Annotated in this window: 10 protein-coding genes and 1 tRNA gene; all 11 read left to right on the forward strand. The window is 56.0% G+C overall.

The window, feature by feature from the left end; translation table 11 throughout:
* The coding region (locus CLH62_RS18720; protein WP_265734815.1) for an EF-Tu C-terminal domain-related protein at positions 1-429 on the forward strand (429 nt) is incomplete at its 5' end.
* 37 nt (positions 430-466) lie between these two features.
* Positions 467-542: transfer RNA gene (locus CLH62_RS18725), tRNA-Trp, on the forward strand.
* 33 nt (positions 543-575) lie between these two features.
* Positions 576-944: a preprotein translocase subunit SecE gene (gene secE, locus CLH62_RS18730; RefSeq protein WP_099619732.1), complete on the forward strand. Its 369-nt coding sequence runs from the start codon at positions 576-578 to the stop codon at positions 942-944.
* 12 nt (positions 945-956) lie between these two features.
* Entirely contained in the window at positions 957-1,490 is a 534-nt protein-coding gene (nusG, locus tag CLH62_RS18735) for a transcription termination/antitermination protein NusG (protein ID WP_099619733.1), read from the forward strand.
* Between the two features lie 118 nt (positions 1,491-1,608).
* The gene (gene rplK, locus CLH62_RS18740) at positions 1,609-2,040 is read left to right on the forward strand and encodes a 50S ribosomal protein L11 (RefSeq protein ID WP_099619734.1); all 432 of its coding nucleotides are present in this window, start codon (positions 1,609-1,611) and stop codon (positions 2,038-2,040) included.
* Position 2,041: 1 nt separating this feature from the next.
* The gene (gene rplA, locus CLH62_RS18745; protein ID WP_099619735.1) at positions 2,042-2,740 is read left to right on the forward strand and encodes a 50S ribosomal protein L1; all 699 of its coding nucleotides are present in this window, start codon (positions 2,042-2,044) and stop codon (positions 2,738-2,740) included.
* A gap of 225 nt (positions 2,741-2,965) precedes the next feature.
* Positions 2,966-3,496 (forward strand): 50S ribosomal protein L10, encoded by a 531-nt coding sequence (rplJ, locus tag CLH62_RS18750; RefSeq protein WP_099619736.1) that lies wholly within the window; start codon positions 2,966-2,968, stop codon positions 3,494-3,496.
* Between the two features lie 39 nt (positions 3,497-3,535).
* Positions 3,536-3,913, forward strand: coding sequence for a 50S ribosomal protein L7/L12 (gene rplL, locus CLH62_RS18755; RefSeq protein WP_099619737.1), 378 nt, complete (start codon positions 3,536-3,538; stop codon positions 3,911-3,913).
* 241 nt (positions 3,914-4,154) lie between these two features.
* Positions 4,155-8,234 carry a DNA-directed RNA polymerase subunit beta gene (gene rpoB, locus CLH62_RS18760; RefSeq protein WP_099619870.1) on the forward strand — a complete coding sequence of 1,360 codons (4,080 nt, stop codon included), beginning with the start codon at positions 4,155-4,157 and terminating at the stop codon, positions 8,232-8,234.
* 76 nt (positions 8,235-8,310) lie between these two features.
* On the forward strand, positions 8,311-12,525 hold the full coding sequence (rpoC, locus tag CLH62_RS18765) for a DNA-directed RNA polymerase subunit beta' (protein WP_099619738.1): 4,215 nt from the start codon (positions 8,311-8,313) through the stop codon (positions 12,523-12,525).
* Positions 12,526-12,692: 167 nt separating this feature from the next.
* Positions 12,693-13,067 (forward strand): 30S ribosomal protein S12, encoded by a 375-nt coding sequence (gene rpsL, locus CLH62_RS18770; protein ID WP_044387678.1) that lies wholly within the window; start codon positions 12,693-12,695, stop codon positions 13,065-13,067.
* The last annotated feature ends 6 nt before the right edge of the window (positions 13,068-13,073 follow it).

Genomic DNA, 13,073 nt, shown 5'->3' on the forward strand with positions numbered 1-13,073 from the left:
AAGACCACCTGCACCGGCGTTGAGATGTTCCGCAAGCTGCTGGACGAGGGCCGTGCTGGTGAGAACGTTGGTGTTCTGCTGCGTGGTACCAAGCGTGACGACGTTGAGCGTGGTCAGGTCCTGTGTGTGCCGGGCTCCATCAAACCGCACACCAAGTTCGAGTGCGAAGTGTACGTACTGTCCAAAGAAGAGGGCGGCCGTCATACTCCGTTCTTCAAGGGCTATCGTCCGCAGTTTTACTTCCGTACGACCGACGTAACTGGTTCCTGTGAACTGCCGGAAGGCGTGGAAATGGTTATGCCGGGTGACAACGTGAAGATGAGTGTTACCCTGATCAACCCGATTGCCATGGAAGATGGTCTGCGCTTCGCGATTCGCGAAGGCGGCCGTACCGTTGGTGCCGGCGTGGTCTCCAAGATCATCGAGTAAGTTACTCGAGAGTAAGTGCGCTGAGTTGTTTCGGTGCAGGCCAGTAGCTCAATTGGCAGAGCAGCGGTCTCCAAAACCGCAGGTTGGGGGTTCGATTCCCTCCTGGCCTGCCATTTTTTAACATCCGGATACATAAGTTGATTCCTATGGAGTCAAAAGCCGTTCAGTCAACCAGCCGTTTCGATTTCGTGAAGTGGCTGGTTGTTTTCGTTCTGATCGCCATCGGTGTGGTGGGGAATCAGTATTATAGTGCCGAGTCTCTGCTGTATCGGGTTCTGGCTCTTGTAGGCCTCGCGATTGTTGCGGCGCTTGTTGCCCTTCAAACTGATCGTGGTCGTCGTTTTGCGACGCTGCTGAAGGAAGCGAGGGTAGAGATCCGGAAAGTGGTATGGCCCACCAGGCCCGAATTGGTGCAGACAACTGCGATTGTTGTGGTGTTTGTGCTGGTCGTTGCGCTGTTGTTGTGGGGTATGGATTCGCTGATCAGCTTGCTGGTCGCCGGGTTTATCGGCTAACAGGAGTGGGCAATGGCTAAGCGCTGGTACGTCGTTCATGCGTATTCTGGCTTCGAAAAGCAAGTAATGCGCACTCTGAAAGAGCGTGTTGCTCTTGATGGCATGGAAGACAGGTTCGGCGAAATCCTGGTTCCGACCGAGGAAGTCGTCGAAATGCGTGAAGGGAAGAAGCGCAAGAGTGAGCGCAAATTCTATCCCGGGTACGTACTGGTCCAGATGGAAATGGACGACGCAACGTGGCACCTTGTAAAAAATACGCCGCGAGTCCTGGGCTTTATTGGTGGTACCAAAGATAAGCCGGCACCCATCACTGAGAAAGAGGCAGATGCAATTCTGCGTCGTGTCGAGAGTGGTGCGGACAAGCCCAAGCCCAAGACCCTGTTTGAGCCAGGTGAAGTTGTTCGTGTCGTTGAAGGGCCTTTTGCTGATTTCAACGGCGTTGTAGAAGAAGTTGACTACGACAAGAGTCGTGTCAAGGTTGCCGTTTTGATTTTTGGCCGTTCAACTCCGGTAGAGCTGGAGTTTGGGCAGGTCGAGAAGGACTGACGGGCAACACGAAAGCTGAAAGCTCGCGCGCTATGGCGACGCGGGCTTTTTGTGTCTGCTTTTTGCAGTTGTAACTAAAGGGGAGCCGAAAGGCGTCTGAACCCACAGGAGATGTATCATGGCTAAGAAGATCGATGCCTATATCAAGCTTCAGGTTGCTGCCGGTAAGGCCAACCCAAGTCCCCCCGTTGGTCCTGCATTGGGTCAGCGCGGCGTAAACATCATGGAGTTCTGTAAGGCGTTTAACGCTCAGACCCAGGATATGGAACCGGGCTTGCCGATTCCTACTGTTATCACAGTTTACAGTGATCGCAGCTTTACCTTTATCACCAAGACTCCGCCTGCGCCGGTTCTTCTCAAAAAGGCCGCTGGTATCAAGAGTGGCTCCGGCCGTCCGAATACCGACAAGGTTGGTACCGTGACCCGTGAGCAGCTCGAAGAGATCGCCAAGACCAAAGAGCCGGATCTGACTGCTGCCGATATGGACGCAGCGGTGCGTACCATTGCAGGAACTGCCCGTAGTATGGGCCTGAACGTGGAGGGCCTGTAACATGGCAAAGCTGAGCAAGCGTCAGAAGCTTATTCGTGAAAAGGTAGACTCTACCCGTTCCTACTCGATTGATGAGGCAGTTGCGCTGCTGGTTGAGCTGGGTCAGAACGTGAAGTTCAAAGAGTCTGTAGACGTGGCTGTAAACCTGGGCGTTGATGCACGTAAATCCGATCAGGTTGTTCGTAGCAGCACTGTTCTGCCACACGGCACCGGCAAGACTGTCCGGGTTGCCGTCTTTACCCAGGGCGCCAATGCCGAGAAAGCGACAGCTGCCGGTGCAGATATTGTCGGTATGGATGATCTGGCGGACGAAGTTAAAAAAGGCAACATGGACTTCGACGTGGTTATCGCCACTCCGGATGCCATGCGTGTTGTAGGTCAGCTGGGTCAGATCCTGGGTCCCCGTGGCCTGATGCCGAATCCGAAGGTGGGTACTGTGACTCCTGACGTTGAGACTGCGGTCAAAAACGCCAAGGCAGGTCAGGTTCGTTACCGCACCGACAAAAACGGCATTATCCATGCCCCGCTGGGTAACGTTGAATTTTCTGCCGAGAACATCAAGGAGAACCTTGAGGCTCTGGTGGCAGATCTGAAAAAGGCCAAGCCCTCGTCGGCGAAAGGTGTGTATCTGAAGAAGATCACCGTTTCCTCGACTATGGGTCCTGGCCTGACTATCGATCAGAGCGGTCTGAACATCTGATTCTCTGAGCGGTAGTCACTTTGTAGTCTGGGCGGAAGCCAAGGCTGTCAAAGACCGCAGGCCCCCGAAGCGCATCTGGTTTTCCGGAGGCGCCACAAGGGTTAAAGCAACGCCTGCGCAGACGGTGTGAAGACGTTCTCTCTGAACCCAAACACCGTTAGGAGCCCCGTGAGGGGTATATGTGGGTTTGCCGGGATATCCCCGGCGAAATCGAGGAGAAATCCAGTGGCAATTAGACTCGAAGACAAGAAAGCGATCGTCGCTGAAGTCAACGAGACTGCCGGTGGTGCTCTGTCTGTGGTTCTGGCTGACTACCGTGGTGTTACCTCTGGTGACATGACGGCGCTTCGCGCCAAGGCTCGTGCCGAAAACGTGCGTCTGAAGGTTGTTCGTAACAACCTGGCAAAGATCGCGATTCGCGGTACCGAGTACGAGTGCATTGATGAAGCGCTGGTTGGTCCGACCATTCTGGCATTCTCTATGGAAGATCCGGGCGCGGCAGCGCGTCTGCTTAAGGATTTTGCCAAAGAGAAAGAGGCGTTCGAGATCAAGGGACTGGCCGTCGGCGGAGAGCTGATGGGTGCAGACCAGATCGACCGTCTTGCCAAGCTGCCAACACGTCACGAAGCGCTGACAATGCTGGCCGCTGTAACACAGGCACCGATCACCAAGCTGGCACGGACACTGAACGAAGTTCCTTCGAAAGTGACTCGTGCTGTAGCGGCAGTTCGCGACCAGAAGCAAGAAGCTGCTTGATTCTGTTGAACACCATTTTTATATTTTTGGGAGAAAGTCATGGCTCTGTCTAACGAAGACATTTTGAACGCAATTGCAGAAATGAGCGTAATGGACGTTGTTGCGCTGGTTGAAGCAATGGAAGAGAAATTCGGTGTGTCTGCCGCTGCAGCTGTTGCTGCTGCGCCGGCCGCTGCTGGTGGTGGCGAAGCTGCCGCTGAAGAGCAGACCGAGTTCGACGTTGTACTTACCGGTCCTGGTGAGAAGAAAGTAAACGTTATCAAGGCCGTTCGTGAACTGACCGGCCTGGGTCTGAAAGAAGCTAAGGAAATGGTCGACAGCGCTCCTTCCGTTATCAAGGAAGCAGCTAGCAAAGACGACGCTGAAGCAGCCAAGAAGAAGCTTGAGGAAGCAGGCGCTTCTGTTGAGCTTAAGTAAGAGTCGGCTGTTGATTGAAACCGTGCGATAAGCATGGACAGGCTGGTGGCTTTGTGCCACCGGCCTTTTTCTGTTGTATATGCTATAGAGTCTGGTGAGCAATTGCAGGTTGATGTCAGATCCATAACCTACAGCCAGAGTCTTGTTCAAGACGGCGCGATAAGCCGAGCAATTCGGCCCCGAAGCAGAACAATGGTTGCTTCTTGATACCAGGTATCAGGTCTAAAGCTGGGGAATGCAGATGACTTACTCCTACACCGAGAAAAAGCGGATTCGCAAAGATTTCAGTAAATTGCCTTCCGTGATGGACGTCCCCTATTTGCTGTCTATTCAGCTGGATTCGTTCAGGGACTTCCTCCAAATGGAAGCCGCTCCTGAAGACCGCCGGGAAACCGGTCTTCACGCAGCATTCAAATCCGTATTCCCGATTGTCAGTTATTCTGGCAATGCCGCACTCGAATACGTGAGTTACCGTATTGGCGAGCCGGTTTTTGATGTCAAGGAATGCCAGCTTAGGGGCGTAACCTACGCAGCACCGCTGCGGGTGAAAGTCCGCCTTATCATTTACGATAAGGAATCGTCCAACAAGGCGATCAAGGACATTAAAGAGCAGGAAGTGTACATGGGCGAAATGCCCCTGATGACCGAAAACGGTACCTTCGTTATCAACGGTACCGAGCGCGTTATTGTTTCCCAGCTCCACCGGTCACCGGGTGTGTTCTTCGACCATGACAAGGGTAAGACCCATTCGTCCGGCAAGCTGCTGTATTCGGCCCGGGTGATTCCTTACCGTGGTTCGTGGCTGGACTTCGAGTTTGATCCGAAGGACTCCGTGTTCGTTCGTATCGATCGTCGTCGCAAGCTGCCGGCGTCTATCCTGCTGCGGTCACTTGGCTACACCTCCGAGCAGATGCTTGAGATGTTCTTTGAAACCAGTAAATTCAGCCTGGGCGCGGAAGTGTGCAAGCTGGAGCTGGTGCCAAGCCGTTTGCGGGGTGATATTGCCACCTTCGATATCAAGGACAATGACGGTAACGTGATTGTCGAGGAAGGTCGCCGGATTACCGCTCGTCATATCAAGCAGCTGGAAAAAGCCGGCATTAATGAGCTTGAGGTGCCGACCGAGTACCTGTACGGCCGTGTCCTGGCCAAGGACATGATCGATCAGGCCAGCGGTGAAGTGCTGGTTGAGTGTAACTCGGAGCTTACCGAAGAGCTGATCACCAAGATTCTGGACGCCGGTGTTACGGAGATCGAAACCCTTTACACCAACGATCTGGATTGCGGTCCGTTCATGTCCGACACCCTGCGCATCGATCCGACGCGCACGCCGCTGGAAGCGCTGGTCGAGATTTACCGGATGATGCGCCCGGGCGAGCCGCCCACCAAAGAGTCGGCTGAGAACCTGTTCAACAACCTGTTCTTCTCCGAAGAGCGCTATGACCTGTCAGCGGTAGGCCGCATGAAGCTCAACCGCCGTCTGCGCCGTGAGGAGAGCACCGGAGAGGGCACGCTGACCCACGAAGATATCATTGATGTCCTCAAAACCCTGATCGATATCCGTAACGGCCAGGGCAATGTCGATGACATCGATAACCTGGGTAACCGTCGCGTCCGCTGTGTTGGCGAAATGGCCGAAAACCAGTTCCGTGTGGGTCTGGTGCGGGTTGAGCGCGCCGTTCGCGAGCGTCTGAGCCTGGCCGAGAGTGAAGGCCTGATGCCTCAGGACCTGATCAACGCCAAGCCCGTAGCGGCAGCGGTTAAAGAATTCTTTGGCTCCAGCCAGTTGTCCCAGTTCATGGATCAGAACAACCCGCTGTCCGAGGTGACTCACAAGCGCCGCATCTCGGCCCTTGGCCCCGGCGGTCTGACCCGTGAACGTGCAGGCTTCGAGGTTCGCGACGTACACCCGACCCACTATGGTCGCGTATGTCCAATCGAGACACCGGAAGGCCCGAACATCGGTCTGATCAACTCGCTGGCGACCTATGCCCGCTCCAACTCCTACGGCTTCCTTGAAAGTCCGTACCGGAAAGTGGTGGAAGGTGTGGTCACCGACGAAGTGGTGTACCTGTCTGCCATTGAAGAAAGCAATTACGTGATCGCTCAGGCCAGTGCTGCCATGGACGAGAAGTCCAAGCGTCTGACCGATGAGCTGGTCACCGTGCGTCACCAGAACGAATTCACGGTTACGCCGCCGGAAAGCGTCAACTTCATGGACGTGTCTCCGCGCCAGGTGGTGTCGGTGGCCGCGTCACTGATTCCGTTCCTGGAGCACGACGACGCCAACCGCGCACTGATGGGTGCAAACATGCAGCGTCAGGCGGTTCCGACCCTGCGCTCGCAAGTGCCGCTGGTCGGTACCGGTGTTGAGCGCACTGTGGCTCAGGATTCCGGCGTTTGTGTAACGGCCCGTCGCGGCGGTGTGATCGAGAGTGTTGATGCGGCCCGTATCGTGGTTCGTGTTAACAACGAGGAAACGGAAGCGGGTGATGCCGGTGTGGATATCTACAACCTCACCAAATACACCCGTTCGAACCAGAACACCTGTATTAACCAGCGCTCGATCGTGCGCCAGGGCGACGCTATTGCCCGCGGTGACGTACTGGCTGACGGTCCGTCGGTTGATCTGGGTGAGCTGGCCCTGGGGCAGAACATGCGAATCGCGTTCATGCCCTGGAACGGTTACAACTTCGAGGACTCCATCCTCATTTCCGAGAAAGTGGTTCAGGAAGATCGCCTGACCACCATCCACATTCAGGAACTGACCTGTGTGGCTCGGGATACCAAGCTGGGCAGCGAAGAAATTACCGCGGATATTCCGAACGTTGGTGAAAGTGCGCTGTCCAAGCTGGACGAGTCCGGCATTGTGTATATCGGTGCGGAAGTCGGGCCTGGCGATATCCTGGTCGGTAAGGTAACGCCGAAGGGCGAAACCCAGCTGACTCCAGAGGAAAAGCTCCTGAGGGCTATCTTCGGTGAGAAGGCGTCCGACGTTAAGGACACCTCCTCACGGGTGCCAACCGGCACCCGAGGTACGGTCATCGATGTTCAGGTATTTACCCGTGACGGTATCGAGAAAGACCAGCGTGCCCAGTACATCGAAAAGGAACAGCTGGATCAGTATCGAAAGGATCTGAAGGACGAATACCGCATTGTTGAAGGTGCCACCTTCGAGCGCCTGATGAGTGCCCTCAACGGTCAGGAAGTGATCAGCGGTCCGGGCCTTAAGAAGGGCGCGACCCTTGAGGAAGGCTACCTGGCCGAGCTGCCGCGTTCCGACTGGTTCAAGCTCCGGATGAAAGACGAGAGCCTGAACGAGCTGCTGGAGAAGTCCGAGCAGGGTCTGGAAGATCGCAAGAAAGAGCACGAAGCACGCTTTGATGACAAGAAAGGCAAGCTTCAGCAGGGTGATGATCTGGCTCCGGGCGTGCTGAAAATCGTCAAGGTATACCTGGCGATCAAGCGTCGTATCCAGCCGGGTGACAAGATGGCCGGCCGCCATGGTAACAAGGGTGTTATCTCTGCGGTTATGCCGATTGAGGACATGCCGTACGATGAGCATGGTAATACCGTCGACATCGTTTTGAACCCGCTGGGTGTTCCGTCGCGGATGAACGTAGGTCAGGTGCTTGAGACCCATCTGGGTGCAGCGGCCAAGGGTCTGGGTGAGAGAATCAGTCAGATGCTGGACGAGCAGCGCAAGGTGGCGGAATTACGCAAGCTTCTGGATGAGATCTACAATCATTCGGACGAGGTGTTCAAGGTGGACCTGGATTCCCTGAATGACAAGGAAATCCTGGAGATGTGCCACAACCTGCGTGGCGGCGTACCCATGGCGACACCGGTATTTGACGGCGCCAAGGAAGCTGAGGTCAAGCGGATGCTTGAACTGGCGGGGCTGAGCACCACTGGCCAGACCATGCTGTACGATGGTCGGACCGGTGATATGTTCGATCGCCCGGTGACGGTTGGTTATATGTACATCCTGAAACTGAACCACCTGATCGACGACAAGATGCACGCTCGTTCCACCGGGTCCTACAGCCTGGTTACCCAGCAGCCGCTGGGTGGTAAGGCGCAGTTCGGTGGCCAGCGCTTCGGTGAGATGGAAGTGTGGGCTCTTGAAGCCTACGGTGCAGCCTATACGCTGCAGGAGATGCTCACCGTCAAGTCTGATGACGTAAATGGTCGGACCAAGATGTACAAGAACATTGTCGATGGCGATCATCGTATGGAGCCGGGCATGCCCGAATCCTTCAACGTTCTTGTCAAGGAAATCCGCTCGTTGGGTATCGACATCGAGCTGGAATCCGAGTGAGCCGAATTGTTTTTGGCAGCGTGAGCGGGCACGACCTGTGCCCGCCCGAGATTAACGCCATCCGGAGCTTTTACTGATGAAAGATTTGCTGAATCTTCTCAAGAGCCAGAACCAAAGCAAGGAATTTGACGCCATCCGAATTGGTCTGGCGTCGCCTGACATGATTCGTTCCTGGTCCTTTGGCGAAGTGAAGAAGCCTGAGACCATTAACTACCGTACCTTCAAGCCGGAGCGTGACGGTCTTTTCTGTGCCAAGATCTTCGGCCCGATCAAGGACTATGAGTGCCTGTGTGGCAAGTACAAGCGTCTGAAACACCGCGGTGTCATCTGCGAGAAGTGTGGTGTTGAGGTTGCTCTGGCCAGCGTTCGTCGTGAGCGCATGGGCCACATCGAGCTTGCCAGCCCGGTGGCACACATCTGGTTCCTGAAGTCACTGCCGTCCCGTATCGGGCTGATGCTGGACATGACCCTGCGCGACATTGAGCGGGTCCTGTACTTCGAATCCTTTATTGTTATCGAGCCGGGGATGACCACCCTGGAGAAAGGGCAGCTGCTGAATGACGAGCAGTATTACGAAGCCCTGGAAGAATTCGGTGACGAGTTTGACGCCCGCATGGGTGCCGAAGCGGTCAAGGAGTTGCTGGAGGGTATTGACCTGCAGGCGGAAGTTGACGGCCTGCGTGAAGAAATCCCCCAGACAAACTCTGAAACCAAGATCAAGAAGTTCAGCAAGCGTCTGAAGATTCTTGAGGCGTTCCTGTACTCCGGCAACAAGCCAGGCGACATGGTAATGACCGTGCTGCCGGTTCTGCCGCCGGATCTTCGTCCGCTGGTACCGCTGGATGGTGGTCGTTTTGCCACTTCGGATCTGAACGATCTGTACCGTCGCGTAATCAACCGGAACAACCGCCTCAAGCGCCTGCTCGAGCTGAACGCGCCGGACATCATCGTGCGCAACGAAAAGCGCATGCTGCAGGAAGCTGTGGATGCACTGCTGGACAACGGCCGTCGCGGTCGTGCCATCACCGGTACCAACAAGCGCCCGCTTAAATCCCTGGCCGACATGATCAAGGGTAAGCAGGGTCGTTTCCGTCAGAACCTGCTCGGTAAGCGGGTGGACTACTCCGGTCGTTCCGTGATCGTGGTGGGTCCCTACCTGCGTCTGCACCAGTGTGGTCTGCCCAAGAAGATGGCTCTTGAGCTGTTCAAGCCGTTCATTTTCTCCAAGCTGGAGCACCGCGGTCTAGCGACCACGATCAAGGCCGCCAAGAAGATGGTCGAGCGAGAGGAAGGCGTGGTCTGGGATATCCTGGATGAAGTCATCCGTGAGCACCCGATCATGCTGAACCGCGCACCGACTCTGCACCGTCTGGGTATCCAGGCGTTCGAGCCGGTTCTGATCGAAGGTAAAGCAATCCAGCTGCACCCGCTGGTCTGTGCGGCCTACAACGCCGACTTTGACGGTGACCAGATGGCGGTACACGTACCGCTGACCCTGGAAGCCCAGCTCGAAGCCCGTGCGTTGATGATGTCCACTAACAACGTACTGTCTCCGGCCAACGGCGAGCCGATCATCGTGCCGTCCCAGGACGTGGTACTTGGCCTTTATTACATGACCCGTGAGCGCAAGAGCGCCGTCGGGGAAGGTATGGTGTTTGCCGACGTGAAAGAGGCGCATCGCGCCTACGGTGCCGGCAAGGTCGACCTCCAGGCCATCGTCAAGGTGCGCGTGAAGGAAGTGACCATCCACGAAAGCGGTGAGCGTACTGAAGAGTACAAGATCGTTGATACCACCGTTGGTCGCGCCCTGTTGTTCGACATCGTTCCGGATGGCCTGTCTTATGACCTGGTGAACAAGCCCATGGTCAAGAAGGCAATCTCAAACCTGATCAACACCTGTTACCGCGATGCTGGCCTGAAAGATACCGTTATCTTCGCTGACCAGCTGATGTACATGGGTTATCACTACGCGACTGTGTCCGGCATATCTATTGGCTTCAATGACTTCGAGATCCCGCCGGAGAAGTACGAACTGGTCGATGCGGCTTCCGCGGAAGTGAAGGATATCGAAACCCAGTATGCTTCCGGTCTGCTAACCCAGGGTGAAAAGTACAACAAGGTAATCGACATCTGGTCCCGGGCTAACGACAAAGTGTCCAAGGCCATGATGGAGCGTCTTTCCAAGGAGCAGGTGATTGGTCCTGACGGCCAACCTGTCAAGGGTGAAGACGGCGAGTACGAGATGCAGGAGTCTTTCAACTCCGTCTACATGATGGCCGACTCCGGCGCCCGGGGTTCCGCGGCCCAGATTCGTCAGTTGGCGGGTATGCGTGGTCTGATGGCGAAGCCGGACGGCTCCATCATCGAGACACCGATCACAGCGAACTTCCGTGAGGGTCTGAACGTACTTCAGTACTTCATCTCGACGCACGGCGCGCGGAAAGGCCTGGCGGATACCGCACTGAAGACTGCGAACTCCGGTTACCTGACTCGTCGCCTGGTTGACGTTTCCCAGGATCTCGTTGTTACCGAGGAAGATTGCGGTACCGACGAAGGTCTGTTGATGACGCCGCATATCGAAGGCGGCGACGTTGTTGTGCCGCTGGGCGACCGGGTGCTGGGTCGTGTTACTGCCCGTGCCGCGTTCACCCCGACCGACAAGGATAACGCAGTTGTTGAGGCAGGCACTCTGCTGGACGAGAAAGCCGTTGAGTCCCTTGAGCAGGCCGGTGTCGACGAAGTCTGGGTTCGTTCCGCGATTACCTGTGAAACCCGTCACGGCATCTGCTCGAAGTGCTACGGCCGCGATCTGGCCCGTGGCCACCGGGTGAACGTAGGCGAGGCCGTCGGCGTTATTGCTGCCCAATCCATTGGTGAGCCGGGCACCCAGCTGACCATGCGGACCTTCCACATTGGTGGCGCTGCGAGCCGGGCTTCAGCGGTTGACAACATCCAGGTCAAGCATGGTGGTAAAGTACGCCTGCACAACCTGAAATCGATTGAAAAGAGCGACGGTTCGCTGGTCGTGGTATCCCGTTCCTCAGCACTGGCCATCGCGGATGACCAGGGTCGTGAGCGTGAGTGGTACAAGCTGCCCTACGGTGCCGTACTGTCCGTTAAGCACGGTGATACGGTTGAAGCCGGTGTTGCGGTTGCCAAGTGGGATCCACACACTCACCCGATCATCGCCGAAGCGGAAGGTACCGCAAGGTTCGTCAATATGGATCAGGGCATTACCGTCCGGACCCAGACCGATGAGCTGACCGGCCTGTCCACCATGGAGGTCATCGATCCGAAAGAGCGTCCTGCGGCTGGCAAGGATATCCGTCCTGCAATCCAGTTGATTGATGCGAAAGGCGAAGAAGTGGAGCTGCCGGGTGGCGGCACCGCAATCTTCTTCCTGCCCGCGAACGCTCTGGTTACCATGGCGAACGGCGCCAAGATCGAACTCGGTGACGTGGTTGCCCGGATTCCTCAGGAAAGCTCCAAGACGCGGGATATCACCGGTGGTCTGCCGCGGGTTGCCGATTTGTTCGAGGCCCGTCGTCCGAAAGAGTCGTCTATCCTCGCCGAGATCAGTGGCATGGTGTCCTTCGGCAAGGAGACCAAGGGTAAGAAGCGTCTGGTGATCACGCCGAAAGATGGCGATGTCTACGAAGTACTTATTCCGAAGCATCGTCAGATGAACGTGTTCGAAGGCGAAACCGTTGAAAAGGGTGAAGTGATTTCGGATGGCCCGTCCAACCCGCATGACATCCTGCGTCTATTGGGTGTTGTCGCGCTGGCGAAATACATCACCAACGAAATCCAGGACGTTTACCGTCTGCAGGGCGTTGTCATCAACGATAAACACATTGAGGTTATCGTTCGTCAGATGCTGCGCAAGGTCGAAATCACCGATCCGGGTGATACGACTCTGCTGTCCGGTGATCAGGTGGAAATCACCCAGGTACTGGAAGAAAACGAAAAGGCCGATGTGGCAGACAAGGAGCCGGCACGGTTCGAGCGTCTGCTGCTGGGTATCACCAAGGCTTCCCTGGCCACCGAGTCGTTCATTTCAGCGGCTTCGTTCCAGGAAACCACCCGGGTACTCACCGAAGGTGCGGTTACCGGTAAGCGGGATTACCTCCGCGGCCTGAAAGAAAACGTTGTGGTTGGTCGATTGATTCCGGCAGGTACCGGTCTGGCTTACCACGCCGAGCGTCGTCGCAAACGCGAACTGGAAGAGCAGGGCGTGACTGCGGCAGATGTGGAAGAAGCTCTGAGCGCCGAGCTCAACCGCGAAAGCTGAGTTGGGTCGGTGTGGCGCCTCCGGGTAGTTACCTACTCGAGAGGTGGTCAAAAAGAGACCAGTCGTCTTGACTGTCCGGGGGCGCAGGCTTACACTTGCGTCCCTTAAATTTTACCCCCTGCACAGGGGGTAAGTTTCATTGATATGGTTTTTTGGAGTTTGCTTACATGGCAACGATTAATCAGTTGGTGCGTAAGCCTCGTAAGCGCAAGGTAGCCAAGAGCGATGTTCCTGCTCTCCAGGCCTGCCCTCAGCGCCGTGGTGTTTGCACTCGTGTGTACACCACAACGCCGAAGAAGCCGAACTCAGCACTGCGTAAAGTGTGCCGTGTTCGTCTGACCAACGGCTTCGAGGTTTCCTCATACATTGGTGGTGAAGGTCACAACCTTCAGGAGCACAGTGTCGTGCTGATCCGTGGCGGTCGAGTAAAAGACCTTCCGGGTGTGCGCTATCACACTGTTCGCGGAACGCTGGACACCCAGGGTGTGCAGAGCCGTAAACAGGGCCGCTCCAAGTACGGTACAAAACGACCCAAGTCCTGATCTCCC

Source organism: Marinobacter guineae, from assembly GCF_002744735.1.
Classification (GTDB): domain Bacteria; phylum Pseudomonadota; class Gammaproteobacteria; order Pseudomonadales; family Oleiphilaceae; genus Marinobacter; species Marinobacter guineae.